The sequence below is a fragment of the Thermosporothrix sp. COM3 genome (genome assembly GCF_059696735.1).
Genome location: NZ_AP019376.1, coordinates 2,815,143 through 2,839,538 on the forward strand (window position 1 = coordinate 2,815,143; position 24,396 = coordinate 2,839,538).

A 24,396-nucleotide genomic window follows, 5' to 3' on the forward strand; every position below is an offset into this window, starting at 1 on the left:
TTATACTACGCGTTCAACACAAGCAAGAAAGCTACCTGGACGAACCAACGAGAAGGGATACCCTTCCAGCGCCAATATCTTTAGCGACACAGCACCTGTGTTATGGCCTGCTCAAGTGCTTCGGTTGGGTTCACGGGTGGCTGCTGCACTCGCCATGCCACAAAGCCATCTGGGCGAACAAGGAGTGCTCCCTGTTCACTGATTCCAGCCCGAGCAGGCCACTGGTTTGACGTATCAAGCAACTCACCAGCGGAACCAATCCGAAAAGCGGAGATGTCAACTCCCAGGCGGCTTGAAACGGAGGCCGCGGCCTTTTGCCAGACCTCTCCATCCTGCCCTGTGAGCAGTACAAAGTGCCTGCCGAACAGATACAGCGTTGAGATACGCTGTCCCTGATACTGGACCCAGAGGTGAGGAGCTCGCGTTCCCGGCCTGCCATCCAACCCGAGCACCTCCCATTGTTCAGGAGTTGACTCCTTTTCGGGGATAATCGCCTGAGAGGCATAGGTATAGCCAAAGCCGAGAATTCTGGGAAGCCGTTGCATGAAATTCTTTACGCCGGGATGCTGGCCATTCAGCGACACCAGGCCTCTTTCGTCCGCAGCCTGTGCCGATTCATCAGCGGCAAGCCAGCCAATGGGGTAACGTTCCACAGTATAGGTATGGAGCAGTTCCGGTCCTGCCTGTGCTCGCAGCACTGCGGCCAGTTTCCAGGCCAGATTATGTACATCAGCAATGCCTGTATTCGCACCCTGTCCGCCCCAGGGTGGCATCTGGTGGGCTGCGTCACCGGCCAGGAAGACACGTCCATGCTGGAAGCTATCTGCAACTCGCATTGCCGACTCCCAGGGAAGAATACTCTTGATCTCGATAGCGATATCTGGCAGACCAAGCGCGATACGCAACAGCTCCTTACAGCGCTCATGTGTGAAATCTTCGGGCTTCTCACCTTTTGTCGGATCATAGCACAGGTGAAACACCCAACGATCACTGTTATTGATCGAGGTAAACAGACCCACCAGTTCCGGGCGATCAATCCGACACATGCTGAATTCCCGTCCGCGCACCAGCTCACGCAAGTCAGCTTCAAACAGAATATTCAGTAAATGGCCAAGCACGCCACGCCCGCTGACCGATGCACCCAGCATCTGTCGAACCGGGCTCCCCGCGCCATCAGCAGCGATCATATATGCCGCCCGTATTGTTGAGGTCTCTTCAGAAATCCGATTGCGAATCGTTGCCGTGACGCCATCCTCATCCTGCACAAAAGACACCAGTTCCGTAGAAAAACGGAGATCTCCGCCACGCTCGCGGGCAGCTTGTAGTAGAACAGGTTCTACTTTGTCCTGGGTACCGCGACTTGCTGACACCGGGCTTACGGCTTCCAGGCGCTCCGCTCCGGGAAATTTCGGCTTCTCACCGCCACGTTGATGGCCTTCAATTACCTCAACCAATGATGTGCCCTGAAAGATCCCCATGCTTGGAGCCAGTTCAGCGCCAGCCGCTTCAACAGCCTCACGAATACCCAGTTCCTGATACAGTTCCATCGTACGTGCATTGACGCCACGAGCTCGGGGATGAATTGAGGTCCCAGAGTGTCGCTCAACCAGAATTGATGAGATGCCCTGATATGAGAGAAAAAGCGAGGCGGAGAGACCAACAATGCCGCCACCAACAATCAATACGGGAGTCTGTTCCTGAGCCATATCGTTTTTCTTCCTTTGCTTCTTCATTACTACGCGCCTCTTGTTGTCAGAAGCGCTCACCACAACTGCATTGAGTATAGAAGCAAACCAGGGCAAGCAACATCATCCAGGTGGGTAGTGTGCCGGGTTATTTTTAGAGAAGATCCAAACGATGCGCCGCTTCGCATGCCTGTGTTCGATTACTGACATTCAGCTTGCGGTACAGACTCTTGAGATGTGCCTTCACCGTGTTGATAGAGATGATCAGCTCATTCGCAATAGCGGGATTTGTGTATCCCTTCAGCAGCAAACGAAGCACACGTTCCTCTTGTGGGCTCAACGGCTCAATGAGCAGATTGTGTACTGTACTACCAGCGTTCTGAGCAGCCTCCAGAATGGTGCGGGCATAGCTGACAAGCGCACGTTGTTGCAATTGAGGCAACAATGCTCGAACAAGCGTCAATAGAACATCACCTTCATCAAGAAAGAGCCGTAGATACCTTTCAGCCTGCGCCTGTTCCAGCAATGCCCGCGTCACTTCCTTTGCCTTTTCCAGCTCACCATGCACATACAGGGCTTGCGCCTGCACCGCCTGAATAGCCAGAAGGACGCGAGCACGTTCCATCCGTTGCGCTTCATTTGCCAGACGCGAAAGCAGAGCAAGCGCTTCTTCCGACTGCCCCTTCACAAGGAGCAAACGAGCCGCTAGCAAAGCTTCCTCTTCATACAATGTGCGCGGAAGGTCAGGCCGATGCTTCTGCCTCCATTGCTCAACAATCACATGATTGCCTGCCAGCAACGAGAAACGAGCAAGCCACATCTCAATTTCCCGACCCAGACGCAAACGAAGGGGTGAATTCATCGGGATACGAGCAAGCAACCATGTGCAACGATGCTGCGCCCGTTCGTTCTCTCCCCGAGCCTGCTCAATCCAGGCCAGTATGAGTTCTGCCTGTACCTGAAATTCCTCGTTTTCAAGCCGTAGAGCGAGGTGCAAAGCTTCCTGAGCCTGCTTTTCCGCTGCCGCTGTATCATTCCATTCATATGCCAGTCGTGCCAGAAACAGCAAGGCGTGCGCAATGTCATCACTATCATTCTCCTCTCGGGCTTCAACAAGCAATCGCCAGCTCATTTCGGCTACCTGACGAAGTTTCCCCTGTTCATAGATTGTCTCATGCAGCAGCACCGCTTGAGCCCGCAACATCGCTCTATTTCCTTGTGCTTCACAAACTGCGTAGAGTTTTAAGAAAATTTCCTGAGCCTCCCGCAAGAAGCCATACGCCAGCTTGCCTTTGCCAATGATATTCAGACTGAGATTCTGCCATGCCAATTCGCTCTCTGGTTCTCTTTCAGAGAAACAGGCAAGGGCGTGCTCAGCATATTTGATCGCTTGCTCAAGCGCTCCATATTCTCTGCTGAAAAGTGCATGCAGGGCGAGCGCTCTTCCGAGATTGAGGGTATCACCGGTAGCCCGAAACCCTGCTTCAGCTCTCTGGAGTGTCTCTTCAATCTCTATTCGCAGCGCCTGTAGATTGGGAAAGCGCTTCCCACCGGGTGTGATAATCTCCTGAGTGGCTGAGTTTTGTCGTCTATATTCATGCAAACCGGGATTCTGGATAATAAGCCCCTGAGTAACGGGACTCTCAGTAACAAGTTCTCGGGTAGCCAATTGCTGAGTGACAGGAGCTTGACTGATAAGATCTTGACCGGCAAATTTCTGGGGTAGAAAGTCCCGATTTTCAAGACCCTGATTTTCAAGACCCTGATTTTCAAGACCCTGATTTTCAAGCCCTTGAGAAGAAACAGGCGCGATAACAAACACTAAGAGTAACGCGACAACATATCCTAGCGAGAAAATTTGGCGCGTACGCGCCATTTCTTCCGGCAGTCGTTCTAGCCAACGACAGAGTGTACGTCCTCCATCTACCTGCTGTAGCATCCAGGGATCAACAAAATGATGAAGAAGCCTATCAAGAATTCGGGCAATCATGTCAGCAGCATGGTCTATATCCTGTGCTTGAAAAGCTGTCTCGATAGCCTCTACAAGCATTCCCTGCTGCTCATACCAGTCGCTCGCTTTGCGAAGCAACGCGCGTTGCTCTTCCAATCCCAGGCGCCGCCGAGCCTCAGCCTGCATCGCTTCCGCAAAGAGGGGGTGATACCGATACCATCTCTCAGATATTTCCCGTCTTTCTAGAAGAGGCGGACGATACTCAGGCTGTCCCCCGGGCATTTCCCATCTTTCCGGGAGGAGTGGGGTAGAGCGGCTCTGCTCATCGAGCATTTCCCGTCCTTCTAGAAGAGGCGGACGATACTCAGGCTGTCCAAGTTTCTCTAGAAAGAGGCCTGCACGGGCCAGTTCTTCCAGAAAGTGCTTGCTATCATGTCGTCCTGTGATCGCATCACACAGCGAGCCCGTCAGGGAAGCAAGCATACTGGTACGAAGCAGAAAATCCTGCTGCTCCACTGATTGCGTCAGCAGAACCTCCGAAACAAAGTAATCCAGGAATGGGCGCTGATCTCCTGCGAAGCGCACCAGGCGCTCAACATCCCCACCCTTCTGAAACCAGAGCACCAGCAAGCGCAGGCCAGCGGCCCACCCCTCTAAACGCGTTTCAACAAGGCGTAATCCTTCTTCAGAGATTGGTATCTGATGCAAAAAGGCCGCGATCTCCTGGCGCGAAAAACGCAGATCATGGAGTTCACACAGCTCTCCTCTGGCCCGAAAACTAGCCAGCGCAAGTGGCGGCTCACTACGACTCAAGATGACGATGTGCAAGGAAGCAGGGAGATGTTCCAGAAAAAAACCCATTGTTTTTTGAATGAGCGGTGATGTGATACGGTGGTAATCTTCCAGAATGAGCACGCCACTACAGGCAAAGCGCGTGATATCGTTTAACAAAAGCGTGAGGATTGCTTCAAATGAAGGCATTTCAAAAGGGGATAGACTGGCAAGTGCACTCTTGCCAACCGCGGGATGGAATGTTTGCAAAGCAGTGATAAGGTAGCGCCAGAAACGGAGCGGATCATTGTCATCTGTATCGAGCGAAAGCCAGGCGACAGGTAACCCCGGCGAACGCTGTATCCACTGACAGACGATGGTTGTCTTTCCGAAACCAGCCGGTGCGGTAATCAGCGTCAAGCGGCTGGTTAAAATTGCATCCAGCTTTTGAAGCAGGCTCTCTCTGTCAATCAATGGTGAGGGCAGGTGCGGAGGCTGGAACTTCGCGTTCAGGAGCGGTGAAGCCGGTTCAGTACGGGGCTGTTCATGAATCGCATTTTCGATAAGGCTTTTCGCCAGCGCCTCCAACCGTGCAAAGGTCAAATCTGATGTTTTGCCTGCATATCTCTTGACCGTGCGGCGATCCTGGCTGCGATAAGCATACCAGTAAGCAGATCCCCTGACACGCGCTTCTTTCAAGAGCGTCACCGTTCCCTGCAACCCGCGAAAAGAAAACGAGATGTGCTCATCCAGCCAGCGAAACCAATCAGCATCCTCTTCGTGCTGGAATGTATAGAGCAATGCACCCTGTTCAAAGAGCTCATAGCGTCCTTTAGCAGAACGCTCCCCACGAGCAACCAACATATAGCGAGCCTGTTTAGGCATACTTGTTTCTTCCCCAATGAACGTTTATATTCCCCAACATCGATTATCGGGTAAGTATAGCAGGACATTGCCTGATTGTCATTTGTTGGGGAATACAATGGGAAGGAAATCAGGCAGAGTCGGTGACAGAAGATGTCAGGAATAGATGCTATCATCTTTGTTACAAAAAAGAGGAAAGGATGTATGTTTTTATGAGTGACCTCGGCAGTACAAACCACGAAATCATTCAAGAGTTTCGGCAAAACAAGGGGAAGGTCGGCGGCTATTACGAGGGACAACCGCTTCTCTTGCTTCATACAAAAGGCCGAAAGAGCGGCCAGACGCGCATCACGCCACTGGCCTATACACAGGATGGCGAGCGTATCATCTTGATCGGCGCAAATGTTGGCTCATCCAAAAATCCCGACTGGTACTATAACATTCTGGCTCATCCCGAAGTTACCGTTGAGATTGGAGAAGAGCACTTGCCAGCCATCGCAACCGTGCTTGAGGGAGCCGAACGAGAACGCTTTATCGCAGACTCTCCCAAAGCGTGGGCCGAAGCAAAAGCCTACTATCCTGATCTGCCCGATTGGCCGATAAAGCGTCAACAGAGCATTCCCGTGATTGCACTTACCCTGCAACGCCCTTCATCCAGTGCCTCTCTCTCTTGAGCGCTCATAGCACCCATTTCGCTCGTTGTCCTGATGGCCCTGGCTCGCTGCTTGAGCTAGCGGTCATTTTTCTCGACAGGCGGAAAAACAAATGCCTTCTCTGGCTTGATCACTACTACAGCTCGCTCTTCTCCCGGCTGGATTGTCGCATCAATATTGAAGTACTTGTGCGAGATGCTATGCGCAAAGCGAAAGTCCGGGTCATCCTCTACACGCTCTACACGCCCACGGATCTCGATTGAGCGAAATGGGTTGCCTGGGTCAACGATCGAGAGCGAGACGCGCGGCTCACGCAGCACATTCCTGTACTTCTGGCGCGCTTTCGTCATCGTAAGGGAGATATATGTTCCATCCCAATCGAAAATGACCGGGCTTACCTGCGGCCCGCCCGATGGCCCGATCGTGGAAAAATGGGCTACGGTCCTGTTTTGTAAGAGGTCAAGAAATGCTTCAGGGATATTTGCCATGTTCGTTGTCCTTTCTCGTTTTGCTTGTCAGCAGTATACTTCACCTGGTACAATGAATGCAAATCATAGCGTTTCTAATTTTATGAAGGATGTTCATATGAATTTCTCGCAACTTCAAAGCGTGGTTGCACTGGCCGAAACAGGTAGTTTTACAGAAGCAGCCTTCGCCATCGATCTCACCCAATCGGCGGTAAGTCATGCGCTGGCAACACTTGAACGAGAATTGGGTGTGACCATTTTTGAGCGTAACCGGAAAGGCGTGGTTACCCTCACCGATATAGGGAAGAAGATTCTCCCGCATGTACGCGAGCTTCTGGCGCAGGCCGAGGCTATCGAGCAGGAATGCCGGGCAGCACGAGGCCAATCAACAGGGAAGGTACGCGTTGGGAACATCGAATCGATTATCGCGCCCGGCCTGCTTACCAGCATCCTGACCCGTTTCCAGAGCCAGTACCCTGAGATCGAGATTGTGCTGTTTGAAGGCTCACTCCACGAAGTTGGTGAGTGGATCGAGAACAGCGTGATTGATGTCGGTTTTGTGATGCTACCCGCGACAGGCGTCAACGAAACCTTCCTGTCCACCGACGAATTGTGCATCCTTCTGCCTCAAAGCCATCCGCTGAGCAGGCGCAATGCCATCGCTCCCCATGAGCTTCAAGGAGAGAATTTTGTGCTGGAAAAGACGCAATGCACTCTGAATTATGTCAAGAAGGCAGGCATTGAACCGAACAAAGTCAAGCTCCGCTATCAGGCACGCGATAAGGCAACAATCCTGGCAATGGTGCGAGAGCGGCTCGGCATCACTATTATGCCGCGTACGCTGGTACCCAAAAAGCTTGATGGCGTCGTTATGTTGCCCCTCAATCCTCCTGGCATGATCAAGATTGGTCTGGCAACACGCTCCCAGGAAACAACCTCACGAAGCACCCGCCTCTTCATTCAAACGGCTGTCGATTGGGTACAGGAACAGGTCGCTAAACCAGCATATGTGGGATAAGCATATACTTATCCCACCTGCTTTACTTTTTTTCTGCTCTATGGTATAGTTATTCAATAACACCACATGACGTAGAGGAGCGACGATGATAAGCAGCCACTAGATAGATGCCGAGGCATTGCCCGTTTATGTGTGCAATGGCGTCGTATTGCTACAGAGGTCGCACTACTGTAGCAGCATCAGGCTAGCAGGCTGTTTGTTGTCACTCACTTCATAACAACACTTTTCCATTTGCCTCACTGACTCACGCGACGCCTCACTTTCACACAATTCCTTTCCTGCGGCAAAAGCCGACATCTAGCTTTCACCGTCTTTCTATGTCACAAATTTCGTTCATTTCACGCAATAAAGGAGAAAAAGGACAATGGCAGGTACCGGAGAATCCTCTAACAGATATCAGCTTCTCAACAACCTCAGTCGGCAGATACAGTATGGAAAGCGAGGTTCTCTCTATGGCATTCTTCCGCTCTACTATCGCGAAACCAGAATTGGCGAAATTCCACTCGGCAAACAAGCAAACAAAATATGAACGGCTCCAATCCTTCCTTGCTGAAAGGAAGCAGCCAGGATATCGCCTCACACAGATTTTACATGCCATTTTCAAGCAGCGAGTCGGCGATTTTGCGCGTATGGAAGCGCTACCGAAGGCATTGCGGAATGAACTCCGCGCCACATTCGGCGAAAGCATACTGATGCTTCGTCCGCTGCATGAAAGCCCATCTCAGCAGGCCAGGAAGCTTCTTTTCGAGTTGCCCGATGGAAACCGCGTAGAGGCAGTAGAGATGACGTATCGGGCAGGCTGGCAATCGTTTTGCATTTCCTCTCAGGTAGGCTGTCATTTCGGCTGTGCTTTTTGTGCAACGGGCGCGATCGGCCTGAAAAGAAGTCTTACCGCAGATGAAATCACCGATCAGGTGCTGTACTTCCACCTTCAAAAACGCAGTATTGATAGCGTGTCTTTTATGGGTATGGGTGAGGCTCTGGCAAATCCTCACACGCTACAAGCGCTGCATATCCTGACGAACCCTCACTTGTTTGCTCTCAGTCCCAGGCGCATTACCGTTTCAACTATTGGCGTGATCCCGCTCATCAGGAGAATAACCCGGGAATTTCCACAGGTCAATCTCACCTTCTCCCTGCATTCGCCCTTCCCGGAACAACGGAGCTTGCTCGTTCCTCTCAACCAGACGTACGCTCTTCACGACGTACTTCAGACACTGGATGAGCATATTGCGACCACGCGGCGGAAGGTCTATCTCGCCTATATCATGCTACAGGGCGTCAATGACACTCCGAACCATGCCAGAGCGCTTATCAGGCTGCTCAAAGAGCGAGGAACCTGGGCCAATCGCTACCATGTCAACCTGATTCGGTATAATCCTGCGCAAGGAGCCCCGATGGAGTTCATGCGTTCAGATCAGCAGACCATTGATCGGTTCTATCATCAACTGCGCTCGGCAGGCATCCACGTGACAGTGCGACAGTCTTTCGGGGAAGAGATTGACGCCGCCTGTGGGCAACTCTACGGGCGCTATACTCCTCAGCATAGAACCTGCGCTTCCCGCCTCTTACAGTGAATTCGCGTGCTTTGAACCTGAACAGAGCATAGAACGGGGTTGAGTGTATTTTGGTGCGCTCAACCCCTCCCTGCCTCCGTGTATGCTTGATGAACAACAGGGGAAAATCAGGGCAGCTCAGAGAAAACTCAGACTCTCTCGAACTGCCCGCAAAGCGGATGCAGCGTTATATTCAAAGGGGAAAAGGACAAGCGTGTCATAGATCAGTTGAAAGCAAGCTGTCAACCGAGCAGTGACGTCACCATCAGTAAAGATTGTATGCAACGGCTCCGGCCAGCATCCAGGCAGCATAAGCATTCACCTTTCAAGCGGCAAAAACACACTCAGCATCTTCCAGGCTGCTTTCATAGCCGCGAGAGGGCAATAGAAGCACAGCCCTGACGGGCTCTATTAAGTCGTTTCACGGTATATTTTCGCCCATAAGTACCCTTTACGAGATATACATAAGCTCTACATGTTATACTCTCATAGAGATGTAGATTATGCAAAACTGGGCAGCGTTTTTCCGATTGGATGCGAGGCCGTCCGAGAGGCAATAACAACGTATCTCCCGATGTTTGCATCCTCAAGCGCAATCCAGGGAACGTCCCATTGAGCATAGAAACGCGCCAGGGCTGTGTAGAGCCAGAGCGGAAGCTCCCCACTGATGACAATGCTATGTTCGGGTGGTGGCTCTGGGAAAGCGAGTTCGTCAGTTCTCCGATAATCGAGATAGTTGTGATATGGGTGAATTTTGATGTGGAAGATACCATCTACAGTCGTATGGGTCGCTATTGAAAGGACATCCTTTTTTTGGAGTTCCCCGGCACGCAACACCGGCGGCGTGATCCAGCCAATACGTGCATCGAACTGTGCAAATGGCTCGGTCCCTGCATGCAGCGCCAGAGCAGCATACACCCAGTTCGTCGCCCGATCATAGACCGCAATTGCCGTCCCTTTCGGAACCTGTTCAAGCAGCAAGGGGAGCAAATTGGTTGTCCAACTACAGGCATACCTGTCCAGTTCATGGAGCTGATTTTCCGGATTGATCACATACTCAATGGGCGCGGTACGCATGTGGTGCTCTTCTAGCTCTTCAAGACTAAACGTATTAAAAAGCTGTATTACACGGTCACGTACGGCATCGAATGTCGCGTTATACAGCTTCGCATACGGCTCCAATCCTGTGATCGTCCCGGTAATGACGGAATCCTGCTCGGTATATGATGCTATTCCCTCTCGTTGAGAATAGAGTACTGCCAGCAGCGGCAGGCCATTGAGAGCAACAAAATCATGCCATTTCTGCGTTTCCTGCTCGTCTCCTTCTTTCAAGAGCAAGATAGCATGGGTGCAGGCGCTAAAAATACAATTGTCTTCAACCCGGGGTCTACCGCCAAGATCGACAATCAAAGGCAGGTGACGGCGCCTGATATCGCGACAGACGCCATCTCTAAAAGGATCAGTCCAGCGCCGATATTCCCTGACCTCGCCGACAATCTGGTTTACCGTACTGATATGCGTGTTGTTATAGAACCAATCGCCCTCAATATCTGGATTTGCACGAAGGACATAATGCTGAATATCCAGACGGCGCAACTCCTGTGTCAGATTGTAGGTCAATACGGACTTACCGGCCTTCGGAGGCCCACCGATCAAGATTGCAGGAAGGGACCATGTAGTAATTATGTTATTGTTTGTGTATTCAGGGTCAAACATATTCTTTACTCCTGAAAAATGATATCGTACAATTAGATCAAGGAGGCAAGAAAACAGTGATAAAAGGAACCACACCCTACAAGCACACCCTGGTAGCAACATTGGGAGGGAATCCCCAGATTGTCACCTGCACGTTGGATCTGCTGCTGAGGCAGGGTATTCCAATCTACGAAGTGATTGTTGTCCACCCGGCGGCTTCTCCCCGAATTCGGCAGTCGCTGAAACGCCTCAATGCCGAATTTGTCGGTGATCACTACACTTTTGAAGGACAGATCCGAACAATCCATTTTCGACAACAGGTTCTTGCTCATTACAACACTCTGATCGATGATATGGTCGATGATCAAACGGTCAACGGTGCACTTGATACCATTGGCGAACTCATTCGCTCTCTGAAGCAACAACAGCGCATCATCTATTTCTCAATTTCCGGCGGACGACGCCTGATGAGTTTCCTCGCGTTCTCAACTGCCCTTCTGTACTTCGATGCTCATGACAAGCTTTTGCACCTCTACACGCCCGAGCATATCAAAGAGCAAGCAGACAAAGAAGGCTCGATGCATAGCACACCGGACGATGGTCGCCGCCTGATCGAAGTGCCATTTACGCGGGCCTCTCAATCGTTGCTTGCCACCATGTCTCATCTTTCATCGTCCGGCACCATCATGACCCAGCAAATACAGCAAATACGAGAAGCGCATTGGCGTTGCAAGCAGGTCGTCGACAATCTCTCTGAGCGCGCCCGTGATGTGCTACGAGCGTATGCGCAGGGTCTGTCTCCTGCCGAGGTAGCTAAAAAACTCTGCATCACCGAGTCAACCGTCAGCTTCCATACCACCAGGATCTATGACGAGTGTCGAAATGTCTGGAACCTACCCGCAAGCAAGCGCTTGACTTATTTCTTTTTGCAAAAAGAATTCGCTGATTACTTTGCTGAACACTAGAAAGCATATTCTGGCTCTTCGCAAAAGACACTAGACTTCACACCAGTAGCGTTCAAATCTTTCTGGTATACATTTCATGCATGAATGCTATTACACTTAGAAAAACACGATTACATCGAGCCTCATACAAGCGAAAGGGAGGAAGTGGTGACCCAGGCGCTAATAGCATTCGATACAGATCACATCAAACGCTACGTCTTCAACACCAACAAATTGAAGGAGATTCGCGGTGCAAGTTCCATTCTGGACAGGCTGAACCGCAAGGAGACGGTGCACATCGCACAGAAATATGGAGCCCGAACGATCTACGCAAATGGCGGCTCGGCCCTCTTTCTGGTTGACGCTCGCTCTGCGGAGGCGCTAGGCAAGGAGGTCCAGAGATGCTACCAGCGGGAGACCAGAGGCGGTGCATCCATTACCTACGCCATTCAGCCTCTTCCCGACTACGATCCTCGCATTGACATCATGAATACAGCATATCTCGGGGATACAGCTATTGCTGACCTTCTTGAACTGCTTCGTTTCCGGCAACGCATGGCAAAGGAAAGCCTGCATATGGACACGATGCAGCAAGAGGACACATTGCATACGATTGCCTACCCTTCTCACCCCTTTTTCAGCACCTGTGACTCGTGTGGCATGGAGTATGCACAGAATGTCCTCTCTGAACCCGATGATGAGGACGATGAAGGGCGATACTGCCGGATCTGCACGGGCAAGCATCAGGAAGATCAGGACGTCAAGAAACAGCTTGAGAATATGCAGAAAAGGCATCATTCGGCTCGCGATTTCTCGGAGTATCAGCCACTGTGGGAACGCATTCTTGAACATCTCCAGCCAGGCGATCTCCAGGGACGCACCCTTCAGCGCCCAAAGAAGTTCGGTTCGTTCCAAGATTTCTCCAAAAACAAGGAATATATCGGCCTGATCTATGCCGATGGTAATCAGATGGGTGAAAGGCTCAAAACGCTGCGAACGCTTCAGGAGTACCAGGATTTCGCCCGGACAATCGATGACGCTCTATTTGCCGCACTGGGACATGCGATCAGCGTACATCTGCCTCTGAATCGAAATCAGCTTCCGTTCGATGTCTTGCTTGTGGGTGGCGATGATGTCATCATCCTCGTTCCAGCCGAAAAAGCCATGCAGATCGCGTTCACACTTGCAAAGACATTCTCTACAAAGCTGGTAGAGCACTATCCTAACAATGAAGCGCTTCAGTGTACGCTCTCGGTTAGCGTTGTGCTTGCACCGATCAAATACCCCTTCAGCTTGCAGCGCGAGCTCTCTGATGCAACGCTCAAAGCCGCGAAGAAAGCCGGAGCGCCTTACAGGATTGCTCCATCACTGGTCAATTTCGTGGTCGTGACAGGCAATATCAGCATGGACGAAAAAAGCCGAAACCAGGAGCTTCAGCGCACTCAAAAACAATGGATCTCATCAAAAGAAGCTATCATCACGAAGTTTCAGGCCACCCTTCGTCCCTACACACTCGACGGGCTGGACTGGCTGCTCAAACGGCTGGAAGCGGGTAACAAACTAAGGTTAGGCCGTACCAAGCTGCATCAGCTCCGAGAGGCCATTCTAAGACTGAATAATACCATAACAGTGCTTGAAACGCTGGCAACCATGCGCAACTGGCAGGAGAACGAGCGCACCTTTATCATGAACATGGTTCAGAAAATCAATGAGTTGTACAAATTGCCTCGCAAGCAGGTTGAGATTTCCTTTCCCTGGTTCAGTATCAGGCGCTCAAATAAAGACAAGCATTCCATTTATCAGACGCCGCTGCTTGATTTCATCGAATTGTATGACTTTGTCGCCTTCTAGAAAGGGACTATCAGGTAATGCTCATTTGCATCGAATATACCCTTCGCTTCACTGCCCCATTTCATCTCGGAACAGGTATCTCCGGGAGCCTGATCGACCGTACGATCAGCCGCAATGGGAAGGGAGATCTGTATGTGCCTGCCTCCACATTGAAAGGCGCGCTTCGGGAATGCTGCGAGAAGCTCAGCCGCCTCTACCTGCCAGATATCCCGCTTGCCAGTCCCCATAACGCCTATGCAGCATTGGAGCAGTTCGGCAGCCCTCCCACACCTGTCGGTCGGATATTTGGCACGTCCCTCTATCCCGGGACATTGCATTTTGCAAACGCCATTCTCGCCGATACAGACGATATGCAGGCCATTAGCGAGGTAGATGAAATCAAGAAACAGGTACGACGAGGTATGCAAAGAAGCATCTTAACCCAGGTGAGAATAAACCGCATTACACGAACTGCCGTGAACGGGGCCCTCTATACCAGTGAGTTTGGGAACCGCAGTCTCACCTTTGAAGGAAAGATCAAGGGTCTGCTCAACTGCACGCCTGTAGAGCAACTGGCACAGCCCGGGCAGCCAACTCCGACCTATTCGCTACTGCTCCTGCTGGCCGGTCTGCGGCTTCTCGATCAACTGGGAGCCAATAAATCGGTGGGAAAAGGACAATGCTGCTGTGAAATAAACAGGGTGATCCTGGAAAAGCGCTCGTACTATCGAGAATCCTGGGAAGCATGGCTTGAAAATCTCGATGTGCTGCAAACGTATCCAGGGACAGGAGGGCACCAATGAAGCGGCTCCATCTTCGGGTTACAGCACTCTCGCCGCTGGCAATTCGCTCTGACCACGCTCCCCAGGGAGTCAAAACGACGCATTATGTTCCAGGGATGACGCTGTCAGGAGCGCTTGCGGCCAGTCATCGCATGTTGCGACCGGAGCAAGAGGAAGAATTTGCGGCCCTTTTCCTTCGGGAGAGTATTTCATTCCCGTATCTTTATCCGGCCAGCTTCCAGCACCCTCGTTTCCAAACATACCAATCGCCGATTATGCCGGTGCCGAAAACCGCACAAAGCTGCAAACGCTTTTCCGGCTTCCCTCTGCTTGAGGATGAGGAAAAGGTTGAAGAATATCATGGCGTCCGTGATAGCCTGCTGGATTGGGGCATTTTCGCCATGTTGAACAATGAAGCATCCAGCATTCCGGAGCTGCTCACCCCTTTGAGAAGCCATGTCACCTGTCCATATATCAACGAAAAGACAGGCAAAGGATGTAATCACCCGATGGATCACTTCAGCGGCTTCTATCGACGGAACCAGGCTGGACAGCGGAAGCAGGCAGAGGTCAAGACGCGGCTCCAAACCCATACCGGCATCAATCGTGAATGGGGAACAGTGCAGGAAGGCGTCTTATACAACCGCGAAGTGATTGACGAAACTATGCAGTTCTGGGGAGAGCTATGGATTCCTGCTGAGCTTGAACGCAGCTTCAAGCAGTTTCTCAATGAAGCAAGCACCGAAGACGTTATTCGGCTCGGAACCGGGCGTACGCGAGGTCTGGGTGCGGTTTCTATTCAGGCTGAAGAAGCACCAACCTGGGAGCCAGAGCCATTTAAGCGGAAACTGACCCTCTTTAATGAGGCCTTTCAGAAACGCACACAGGAGGCGGGCATACAGCAAAGAGCGCCTTTTTATTTCGCGATCACGCTGCATTCACCGGCCATACTCTGCGATCCATTTTTGTGCTATCTGAAAACAATCACTCCCCAGGCGCTGGCCGAACGAACTGGACTCCCTGCACATCAGTTTCAGTGTATCTATCAAAGCACAGGCGTACAGCGCATCACCGGCTGGTATGAGGTCTGGGGAACGCCACGCACCACCGAATATGCAATCGAGATGGGATCAGTATTCCTGTTTGCCAGCTCTGCACCGCTGGATGAAGAGCTGATACAGGCACTTGCAACACTGGAACAAACGGGTATCGGGAAACGCCGTAACGAGGGCTTCGGACGCGTTTGCATCTCCGATCCATTTCATCTAGAGGCTGATTGCTAGTGTTTAGAGGAGGCACACGTGAACAAACGGATGAAGATTATTCTGCATGTCAATATACAGGCAGAAAAGCTCTATGAAAAGTCAAAAGAACTGGGAACGCTTGCTGCCTCGGCTTTTCTTCAGAGCGGACAAACCTCGCAGGCAAATCGCGAACGACATCGCTCACAAATGAAAGGGCTCGAAAATATCGCAGAAACAACACGAAAATCAACAGATGTGCTGGATTACATCAAGAAACAAATAGCCCGTAAGCAAAGCGGTTGGGTTACAGAGCTACAATACGGCGAAAAGCTGAAGGCATTCCTTGAGGATGGACTGACCGGGCCTATTGATGAAATTTGCCGTGAGGTCGGCATCACAGGCAATACTGAACAGGATAGACGCGACAGGCAACAGATCCGCCTCCATCTCATTCGGCAGTTTGTGAGACAGATGGTCATTCAGTACGAGTATTCTATCAGCGATTTAGGAAGAAAGAACAGCGCATGATCACAGAGAAGCTGCTAGAGCGTCTCTATCTCCTGAGCGATGATGTTCTGTACAGAGACGCTGTCAACTTTATGCATAGCATTGGTGAAGCAAACAGTCTCTCAGGTTCGCAAATGAACGGCCTGCTCAATATCGCGCTTGGCAACCCCTATAGCGAGCTTCTGAAATTTTTACAACATCAGCAAGCCCGCACGACCTGGAAGAAGCAGGAGGCTCATGTTCCCGGATTTTACAGAAAGCTGCAAATCAAACTTCAGCGGCTCACGGTAGACAGCATATCAAGCATTGCACCTGAAGGGAAACTATCTCCGGAAGAGCAAGAAGAGTTGAAAAAGCTGATCGCGCAGGAATTCATTCAGCACCTGCTGGCAGAAAACGGCTATATGGCGTACCAGATAGAGTGCAAGAAGAAGCAAGAAGAGAACCAACAGAGTATGTACCAACGTGGAGGCAAGCGCAGATGACGCAGCAAAACAATCAGCAACAGGCCTTTCAATTACGCAATCGTTATGTTTTTCGTGGGCAACTCACCATGCGCACAGGCCTGCATATTGGCGGGGGAAGAGAGACGCTTAGCAACTCAGACAGCCCTGTCGTTCTGACACCGGACGGCCTGCCATTCATCCCGGGTTCCAGCTTCAAAGGCGCGTTGCGCAGTACAACCGAAAAGCTGGTCGCCTCTCTGCCAGCAGAGCTCGGATTGCATACCTGCGGGCTCCCCGTTGACGACGTAGAAGGGGAAACCTGCCCCACAGCGCAACAAAATCATATCCGCAACGAGCGACGGGACAAGAATCGAAGGGATCAGGAAGCCTATATGCAGCAAAAGCGCAAGGATCTCTGCCACACCTGCCAGCTTTTCGGTTCTCCCTTCGCTGCTGCCCGCATTATCATCAATGACCTTTACCTGGCCGAAGATGATTGGAGCGGCCCTCCCCAGATTCGTGATGGTGTCGCGATCGAGCGTGATCGTGACACCGCGAAAAGGAACGCAAAGTATGATTTTGAAGTCGTTCCGGCTACCACCTCTTTCAAGCTTGAAATCGTGATAGAGAACGCCACATTCCAGGATCTTCAACTGATCAGCATTGGACTGGGTGAATTTACCAGCGGCTTTGGCGGCATTGGTGGCCTACGCTCACGTGGTCTGGGAGCCTGTATCCTTGAAAACCTTGAGATTCGCTATCTCGAACTAGATATTGCTGACCAGAAAGAAAAAATGCGTCGTTTACAGCACTACCTCCTGCACCGAGACGAAGGGCTTACACAGGTTGCGGATGCGGATGCCTTCCTTGCAGCACATATCAAGTCATTGTTTAAACTCACAAGCGAGAAGGGGGAATGAGCAGATGTTAAAAGCACTCGTCAATGAAGCACGCCTGCGACTGGAAATTAAGACCGAAGGACCACTACTGATTAAAACAGGCTATGCCACGGTGATCGGCGCAGATATGTCTCCAGTTATCACATATCGTCACGGGAAAAAAGAAGTGTATATCCCGGGAAGTTCGCTCAAGGGTATTTTTCGCAGCCATATCGAAAAGGTCGCGAATAGCATTCATCCGCAGGTCGCCTGTAACCCTCTTTCACGACCAGGTGATCAGAAAACAGAGAACCAGGGCAAAAATGGCGAGCAACTCTACCGCATCTCCTGTGGTAGTCGGCTCGATGATAAGCAGCCGTCACACGAAGTATATGCGCGTTCATGCCCTACCTGTCGTCTTTTTGGCTCAACAGCCTTCAGCAGTCGGATTGCAATTGGCGATGCCTATCTAAGCGAAGAGAACACAGGGCTGGAGACAGAGATTGAACGCCGTGACGGCATTGCCATAGACAGGCTAACCGGCGGCGTCAGCGGGAACGCGAAGTTTGATATGGACGTGGTTGCATATGGACAGATTTTCCTCTCTGATATCCACCTCCGAAATTTCGAGATCTGGCAACTGGGTATGCTCTTCGTGATTATTCAGGACCTGGAAGATCAGCTTATCCGCATCGGATCCGGGCGCTCTCGCGGTCTGGGCAAAATCAAGGCCAGCATCTATAACGAGCCAGACAAGCTTCATCCGGGAGGGGTAGTCCTCTCTACCATTCGGAGAAGTACAGCATCAGAGCCCGATAATGAACTATGGGGTCTGGGACACTGGCTTAATGAGCAGGCGGCCATCTATGGAGCAGAGAAGAATGATCTGCTTCGTCTGGAAGTGCCAGTAACCCATGAGAAACACGGGGTGCGCAACAATCGCGTTTTCAAAGGCAAGGCGCTCAAGAGCCTTAAAGAGCAGTGCATTGAAGCCTTTATCGCTCGCATGCAGGAATGGTCATTCCCTACAGAAGAGGGAGCATCCGCACAAAGGAGTCAGAGATAATGCAAACAACGTCGGAAGTAGAGGGGACGGAAATCTTGCTTGCCGGAACAGTCCAGAAGGAAGCTCTCAACACCTTCCTTCAGGGCTGTCCGCTTCCACCTGATGAGACAGTGCTGATGCTCATGGAAACCCACCCGCACCGAGTCATTACGCCTGAAGAGAGACAGGATATGCTCTACTTTGCCATTTTCGACCCTGATTTCGACTTCTCTTCCTATACCTCGGGTCGCATTTTCCATGCTCAGGGAGAGATTCGGTGGGAGCAGCAAGACGATATAGTTCGGTGTGTCTATACAGGCGATAGAGCATACAAACCGGCATTGCAGGACCCCTCTCAACGAACATTACCAGTGGCTTATAACAGAACCTATATTCTCCTCGGGAAAAGGCTCACTGATGAGCAGCAAAAGCGAATCAACGCGCACCCGGGAGATTTCGCTGAAATTCGTATTCCCCGCCTGCTGCGCTATCCGCAATTGCCTGCGACGAAAGAGGCAGAACGCGTGCAACTGGTTGTATGCGAGTATGTAGACCCCGCTACCGGTCACAATTATGCCTATCGCTTTCGTAGCCTCGTACCATTCCAGAAGCAGAGATAAAGGTCAGGAGCGTGTCAGACAATGAATCCATTTGATTTTGTGCCTCTTGATATCCAGCATCCTCCCGTGCGCTGTACACCTGTCTGGCACAATGTGCTTGTGCCAGATAAGCGCCTGGGGACTAAGCTGTATACAGGATATCTCTATCTTTATATCAAGGCTGAAACGCCAATTTTTATTGGCACATCCATTCCCCATCAAGCATCTCAAGACCCACGAGAGCCCCAACAGCATATACAGAACAAGTGGGATGAATATATTATCCCGGGCACATCAATCAAAGGCTTGCTACGGACAGTTGTTGAAACAGTCTGTAATGGTTGTATGACGAAGTTCAGTCCCCCCCGGGAACACAGCCGTAATACACTTCCTGCTGGCTTTGAGGCATGCAATCACAACAGATCGCTCTGCATTGCATGCCGTCTCTTCGGGATGATGCATAGCAAGAAGAGAGAATCGGCTGTGTTTATGGGTAAAGTCAATATCGGGGACGCCCTGGCATATGACGACATGCCTGAGTTCCATGATCCCATCTACACCATTGTGCTGGACGTACCGAAGCCGCGGCATAAAGCATTCTACCTGGATGAACAGGAACGCTACATCGCAGGCAGAAAGTTTTACTTCCATAATCAGGAACTGCTGACTGAGAATCGCCTGATTCCCGTCTTATCCAAATCAGGGAAGTCACAAGAGACACGATATCGTAATCGATATATTGAACCGCTAGATACGGGTACAGATTTCGGTGCCCGGATTGACTTTGCCAATTTGACAGCAGACGAATTCGCGGCGCTTCTGTATGCGATTCAGTTGCAGCCGGATATGCGTCACAAGCTTGGTTATGGAAAACCTATGGGGTTAGGGAGTGTTCAGCTCAGTATCACCGAGCTACAGCTTGTCGATTTCAGTAGCCGCTACCGCACGATCCGGGGGAATCGGGGTATCACATCTTACAAGGATGACGATCTCTATGATTTGCTTGATCAACAGCTGGCTCCTATTGATGAGCAAATTCACAGGCACTGGAACTACTTTCGTTCTCTCCCCGCAATCAAGCGGCTTTATGACATTTGGAAGTGGCCGCCCGAAAAGAACGTGTTTTATGGCTACCCTGATCCAGATTGGTTCAAGCAGAATCCCCGGGCACGTATCTCAGCGACCAAATATCTCTATCCGAGAGAATCAGCCTATTAGGGTTTTCAGAGATGACCCGACCCATTTGTCAACATCGCTACATAAAATAGCAGATATAGATACTAGCTATAGATACCAGCTATCCAGAGAGTTACAGAAATGGCGCGTACGCGCCATTTTTTCGCTTACCTTCTCCGACCCCAGGTACCAACCCCCTGGCTATCAAGCACTTGCTCTGCTTGTTTGCATACCTTCTCAATACTAAACCAATGTCTATCAAGATATGGCTCGTCTTGTTTAACCACCCTCTTCGAAACCACACCCCTGGCTATCAAACATTCCCAATAGATAATAGTGCTTAATATCACAAGTATCCCAAACGTTCAGCCAGCAGGCGCTTTCTGACAAGTGGACATCATACAACATATCATTGTCTCTCCATCATCTCACCATTACTTACTTATCATCTTCTTATCAATTTCTCTTCCCTACTTATCATCTCTCCGCTATCTTTCACAAGCTTCTCACCCTATTACCCACGCATCTATCTCCCTTCAGGGAACGAAGAATCAGCTCAAAAAATCAAGGAATTGTAAGAGGTATGGCCTGACAACATGCGTGAAATGGAGACCAGTCCAAACCAGATTCACCCTGAATTTACCTGTGTACATCGCATATTTATATCTTCGTACTTCTAATATCTATTTATAAGCGTAATACTTTGGCGCGTACGCGCCAAACTCGAAGGAGATAGACGATGTATTCTCCGCAAACAATGTCCCACAGAGAGCATGTTACCACCACAAGTACCCTACGATTTGCGCGCTTTTTTTGGAGAGCAGTAGGAAGAAAATGACGCGCGACATACTCAAAATAAGGACTGGCATGTCCTAAATCATCATTGCCCCTCTTGACATTGTGGTTATCTCCCTTGATACTTATAGAGAACCCACGAGAAGAGGATCAACAAAAGCCCAGACGGTGCACACCATTGTAATAGTCCAGAAGCATTTCAGCGGGAAGCGTCTTACCCTTAAAATAAGGTCGACACCAGGCTGCTTGGGTGAAAGAGCTGCCTCACATACATCAATCAGAGCCGGGACTTCAACATTGTCATCATCCCATGCGGTAACCTTCGGTGATATCTCTTCCAAAGCGATGAGCAGCGAAGAGGTTGAAAACATGAAGAGAAAGGAGTCCGAATAAGAGAAGATCCGTTCTTTAATCCTCTTATTCTTCTTAGGTCCATGAAGCAGATCAGAACAGCAGACAAAAAAGCCATCATCATTGCGGAAGCCAACGAAAAAGGAGGGGTGGGAAAAACCGTTTTTACCGCTACCCTCCTTGCGATGCTATCGATGCTAGGCTACGAAGTTGTGGGCGTAGATTGCGACCCACAAGGCCATCTCGGTATGGTGTGGGGATATCTACGGGATTCGCTTGATGAGGGAATCTATGACATTCTTCTGAAGTATTCCTCAAAGGAGTTGCGAGAAAAGCGTCCCATTGAGAAAATCGTGCTTCCTACGTACTACGACGCAGAAGGGGAAGCGCAGATCTTTGATCCCCGCACTCCATCCCTGGAACAACGGGTCCAGGCGATTCGGGAGATCGCTCAAGGGCAAGTATCCATAGAGCAATGGGAAGCCCTGGAAACGCTCACCAACACTATTGAAGATCAGGAACAGCTAGACAAAGCTATACGGGAGACCAGTGCAGAAAAATATACGCTCTCTAGCTTCCAGGAGCTTCAGACCCAAATCGAAAAGAGAGCCCAGGAACTCTTGCAGGAGCGCATCGAAAAAGCGCGCCGCGGGCCTGATATTATTCCGATTACCGCTGAGGCATCAGATGCAGATTATACCCTGAAAGGGAAGCACGAGTATTGGGGTGAGCAACTGCGTCATGCATTAGCGCCCCTTCTGCCTGCTTATGACTATGTTTTCATCGATTGTCCTCCCTCAATTGGCGTCCTGACCAAAAACGCATTAAATGCCGCCGATTATGTCTGTATTCCACTGACCCCAGAAACACTACCAATGGAAGGCATGCTCGGTCTTCTCGGTGTCATTGAGCAAGCGCAGGAGCGGGCAAATGAGAATCTCCAGATCGCTGGCATTCAACTCAATAAGGTACATAGCAACTGGAACGTTCATCAGGAAATGTCCCAGGATATCCGGCAGTGGGAACAGGGAGTACGCGTCTTCAATACGGAAATTAAACAAAGCGCGCAGGTAGCCTCCGCTTTAAGTATGCGCTCTCTCATCGTGCTTAATAAGCCTGATAGCACAATAGCCCGATCTTATTGGAGACTCCTTCACGAGATGCTGGAAATTATCGGAGGTCCAGCGCGGGAAGATGTTGCTGAGATCGTACGCAAAATCGATGAAGACGAGCAATTGAAAAAAGAACGCCGTGAGAAGAAGGTTGGAAAGGAGTAGGTAAACATGGCAAGACATAAAGCTCCAAGTTTTTTGGCAGGGCGAGAGGTTGGAAGGAAGAAACGCACAGAAGACTTTGCTATTTCCTCCGCAGAAAAAGAGAAGCTGGAAAAAATTCAGCAAGAAGCTGCATCCATTACAGATGTCAGTGCTGTTCCTCTGGTCCCCTTCGAGCTCATAGACCCTAACCCCTTTCAAAAAAGGCGGAAAATGGATGAAGACAAGCTTGAAGAACTGCGCAACGATATGCGAGCACACGGTATTACCACGCTGTTGATCGGTCGTCGGAATCCCACAAACCCGGAACGGATCCAGATCGCATACGGCCACAGGCGCATAGAAGCGGCAAAACATGTCGGTACCTTTACAGGGTACCCGATCCTGTTGAAGGATCTCAGCGATTGGGATATGCGCTGGCTATTGATTGGTGAAAACCGCTATCGAGAAGACCTAACTCCGCTTGAGGAAGGCTACCTGCTTAAAGGGCTTCTCGAATCTGGCATGACACAGGAAGAAGCCGCCGCAGCCTATCAGATCTCGCGCGGCACATTACGCGATCTGGTTGCACTCACAGAAGATGATCCAGATATTCAGTCACTTGTCGAGGCCCGCCATGATACCGTACGAGCTGCACGGGAGCTGCGGAAGGTCGAGGACAAAGAGATTCGAGCTCAGGTAATTGCAAGCTTACTTGCTGGCGAAATTAGCGGTTCTCAGGTTCGCGCCTACATTGAGACACTGGAACAGGAAAAGCAATTGAAAACAGTGGTGTCAACCGAATCTGCGACCCAAACCGCTACATCCGAAGTATATACCCTGCATAACCTCTCTTCAGAGCCGGAGTTCGAAGATATAGAAGAAGAGGACCTTACTGAACATGCCTCTATCGAAAGTAGAGCTTATGCCTCTCACTCTTCTTCTGGTAGTGAGATCTCTATTGTTGCAGAATCGCGAAATAAAAGTGAAGATCAGCTGGATCAAAGCAGATTACGTACTATCAGTCGACAGCTCAAAACCATAGAGCAGCGCATTCTCAAACGCGTGGAACAGGGAAGCACCATTTCCGAGGAGATTCATTTTCTGCTTCAGGAAATAGCAGACCGAGCCGAAGGCTTGCTGCAAAAGTTGCCGTAAAATAGACTGTTCCCCTTTGAGAAGAGAAGAGCCCTCTGGCTTCTTCTCTTTTTCTTTTGCCAGAAAAACGGCCTGTATTCTCCGAAAAAGAGAAAGTTGGCCTTCTCTACTATTACATTTCAGTGTCCCGAGAACGGTCACCCAAACGTGTTAGCAGAAGAGGAACAGCGAAGCAGGGAGGTTTATGATGGAAGGATAGTGAGAATATGAACGAACAAAACAAACAGCAGGAAACGTTCACTCAGTTACAGCATGCGGAACAAATCACTATTACCATTCTCCAACAATTGTCCTCTGATGAAGTAACGCCACTCCGAGCACTTTACACGTTTGCACTGGCTTTTCTGGCTGTTGTACAGCAAACAGATAGACCAGTTTATGAGCCAGCACAATTAGAACATGTATGTGCCTTCATTCTCTGGCAATATCCTCTCAGCGAACAATTCCCTTTCACAAAAGCAGACATGCTATACGCACTGAATAGCAATGGGAGCTAAAAACAACAGTGTAGAGCAGAAAAAGGCCGCTCAGAAGAAATCCAAGCGGCCTCAAGCTGTTATGCAGAAGGCTTTGTATGCCCTCTTTTCCCAAAAGATAGAAACAGTATAACAGATAAAGCAGGAGAAGCCGTTAAAATAATATTAATTTTCTTGTTCCTTTCATATACCAGAGTAGTTGCATTTAAAACTTTTTTCCTTTCTTCACGGCAGGAGATACAACGAACTATC

20 protein-coding genes are annotated in these 24,396 nt (G+C 50.4%); 16 read left to right on the forward strand and 4 right to left on the reverse strand.

Going from position 1 to position 24,396, the window contains the following annotated elements:
* Nucleotides 1-80: 80 nt before the first annotated feature.
* Nucleotides 81-1,706 carry an FAD-dependent monooxygenase gene (locus KTH_RS12160; RefSeq protein WP_497618872.1) on the reverse strand — a complete coding sequence of 542 codons (1,626 nt, stop codon included), beginning with the start codon at nucleotides 1,704-1,706 and terminating at the stop codon, nucleotides 81-83.
* Between the two features lie 133 nt (nucleotides 1,707-1,839).
* The gene (locus tag KTH_RS12165; RefSeq protein WP_497618874.1) at nucleotides 1,840-5,292 is read right to left on the reverse strand and encodes a winged helix-turn-helix domain-containing protein; all 3,453 of its coding nucleotides are present in this window, start codon (nucleotides 5,290-5,292) and stop codon (nucleotides 1,840-1,842) included.
* Nucleotides 5,293-5,483: 191 nt separating this feature from the next.
* Between KTH_RS12165 and KTH_RS12170 the strand changes: the two genes are divergently transcribed.
* Nucleotides 5,484-5,945 carry a nitroreductase/quinone reductase family protein gene (locus KTH_RS12170; RefSeq protein WP_497618876.1) on the forward strand — a complete coding sequence of 154 codons (462 nt, stop codon included), beginning with the start codon at nucleotides 5,484-5,486 and terminating at the stop codon, nucleotides 5,943-5,945.
* Nucleotides 5,946-6,001: 56 nt separating this feature from the next.
* Here KTH_RS12170 and KTH_RS12175 read toward each other — a convergent pair whose 3' ends face one another.
* Nucleotides 6,002-6,412 (reverse strand): PPOX class F420-dependent oxidoreductase, encoded by a 411-nt coding sequence (locus KTH_RS12175; protein WP_497618878.1) that lies wholly within the window; start codon nucleotides 6,410-6,412, stop codon nucleotides 6,002-6,004.
* A 97-nt stretch (nucleotides 6,413-6,509) separates the two neighbouring features.
* Between KTH_RS12175 and KTH_RS12180 the strand changes: the two genes are divergently transcribed.
* Both KTH_RS12180 and KTH_RS12185 read left to right on the forward strand, forming a co-directional pair.
* Nucleotides 6,510-7,409 carry a LysR family transcriptional regulator gene (locus tag KTH_RS12180; protein ID WP_497618880.1) on the forward strand — a complete coding sequence of 300 codons (900 nt, stop codon included), beginning with the start codon at nucleotides 6,510-6,512 and terminating at the stop codon, nucleotides 7,407-7,409.
* Between the two features lie 452 nt (nucleotides 7,410-7,861).
* Entirely contained in the window at nucleotides 7,862-8,986 is a 1,125-nt protein-coding gene (locus tag KTH_RS12185) for a Cfr family 23S rRNA (adenine(2503)-C(8))-methyltransferase (protein ID WP_497618882.1), read from the forward strand.
* 480 nt (nucleotides 8,987-9,466) lie between these two features.
* On the opposite strand, the gene KTH_RS12190 is transcribed toward KTH_RS12185, so the two are convergent.
* The gene (locus KTH_RS12190; protein WP_497618884.1) at nucleotides 9,467-10,681 is read right to left on the reverse strand and encodes a CRISPR-associated protein Csx3; all 1,215 of its coding nucleotides are present in this window, start codon (nucleotides 10,679-10,681) and stop codon (nucleotides 9,467-9,469) included.
* 56 nt (nucleotides 10,682-10,737) lie between these two features.
* Here KTH_RS12190 and KTH_RS12195 point away from each other — a divergent pair, with 56 nt between their 5' ends.
* The 13 genes from KTH_RS12195 (at nucleotide 10,738) to KTH_RS12255 (ending at nucleotide 24,165) form a co-directional block, all read left to right on the forward strand.
* Complete coding sequence (locus KTH_RS12195) at nucleotides 10,738-11,625, forward strand: CRISPR-associated ring nuclease (RefSeq protein WP_497618886.1); 888 nt, start codon at nucleotides 10,738-10,740, stop codon at nucleotides 11,623-11,625.
* 147 nt (nucleotides 11,626-11,772) lie between these two features.
* Nucleotides 11,773-13,455 (forward strand): Cas10/Cmr2 second palm domain-containing protein, encoded by a 1,683-nt coding sequence (locus tag KTH_RS12200; RefSeq protein WP_497618888.1) that lies wholly within the window; start codon nucleotides 11,773-11,775, stop codon nucleotides 13,453-13,455.
* Between the two features lie 17 nt (nucleotides 13,456-13,472).
* Nucleotides 13,473-14,237 (forward strand): RAMP superfamily CRISPR-associated protein, encoded by a 765-nt coding sequence (locus KTH_RS12205; protein ID WP_497618890.1) that lies wholly within the window; start codon nucleotides 13,473-13,475, stop codon nucleotides 14,235-14,237.
* Complete coding sequence (csx10, locus tag KTH_RS12210) at nucleotides 14,234-15,499, forward strand: type III-D CRISPR-associated RAMP protein Csx10 (RefSeq protein WP_497618892.1); 1,266 nt, start codon at nucleotides 14,234-14,236, stop codon at nucleotides 15,497-15,499. Before KTH_RS12205 ends, csx10 begins: the two co-directional genes overlap by 4 nt.
* Before the next feature lie 18 nt (nucleotides 15,500-15,517).
* Entirely contained in the window at nucleotides 15,518-15,988 is a 471-nt protein-coding gene (locus KTH_RS12215) for a hypothetical protein (protein WP_137686295.1), read from the forward strand.
* Complete coding sequence (locus KTH_RS12220) at nucleotides 15,985-16,452, forward strand: hypothetical protein (RefSeq protein ID WP_497618895.1); 468 nt, start codon at nucleotides 15,985-15,987, stop codon at nucleotides 16,450-16,452. Before KTH_RS12215 ends, KTH_RS12220 begins: the two co-directional genes overlap by 4 nt.
* Nucleotides 16,449-17,333, forward strand: coding sequence for a type III CRISPR-associated RAMP protein Csx7 (gene csx7 / locus KTH_RS12225; RefSeq protein WP_111321158.1), 885 nt, complete (start codon nucleotides 16,449-16,451; stop codon nucleotides 17,331-17,333). The genes KTH_RS12220 and csx7 (KTH_RS12225) overlap by 4 nt, the downstream gene beginning before the upstream one ends.
* A gap of 4 nt (nucleotides 17,334-17,337) precedes the next feature.
* Nucleotides 17,338-18,357, forward strand: a complete 1,020-nt coding sequence (gene csx7, locus KTH_RS12230; RefSeq protein WP_497618897.1) for a type III CRISPR-associated RAMP protein Csx7 — start codon at nucleotides 17,338-17,340, stop codon at nucleotides 18,355-18,357.
* The gene (csx19, locus tag KTH_RS12235) at nucleotides 18,357-18,956 is read left to right on the forward strand and encodes a type III-D CRISPR-associated protein Csx19 (RefSeq protein ID WP_497618899.1); all 600 of its coding nucleotides are present in this window, start codon (nucleotides 18,357-18,359) and stop codon (nucleotides 18,954-18,956) included. The genes csx7 (KTH_RS12230) and csx19 overlap by 1 nt, the downstream gene beginning before the upstream one ends.
* A 21-nt stretch (nucleotides 18,957-18,977) precedes the next feature.
* Nucleotides 18,978-20,153 (forward strand): RAMP superfamily CRISPR-associated protein, encoded by a 1,176-nt coding sequence (locus KTH_RS12240; RefSeq protein WP_497618901.1) that lies wholly within the window; start codon nucleotides 18,978-18,980, stop codon nucleotides 20,151-20,153.
* 1,187 nt (nucleotides 20,154-21,340) lie between these two features.
* Entirely contained in the window at nucleotides 21,341-22,534 is a 1,194-nt protein-coding gene (locus KTH_RS12245) for a ParA family protein (protein WP_497618903.1), read from the forward strand.
* Between the two features lie 6 nt (nucleotides 22,535-22,540).
* Complete coding sequence (locus tag KTH_RS12250; protein ID WP_497618905.1) at nucleotides 22,541-23,668, forward strand: ParB/RepB/Spo0J family partition protein; 1,128 nt, start codon at nucleotides 22,541-22,543, stop codon at nucleotides 23,666-23,668.
* A 206-nt stretch (nucleotides 23,669-23,874) separates the two neighbouring features.
* The gene (locus KTH_RS12255; protein WP_497618907.1) at nucleotides 23,875-24,165 is read left to right on the forward strand and encodes a hypothetical protein; all 291 of its coding nucleotides are present in this window, start codon (nucleotides 23,875-23,877) and stop codon (nucleotides 24,163-24,165) included.
* Nucleotides 24,166-24,396 lie beyond the last annotated feature (231 nt).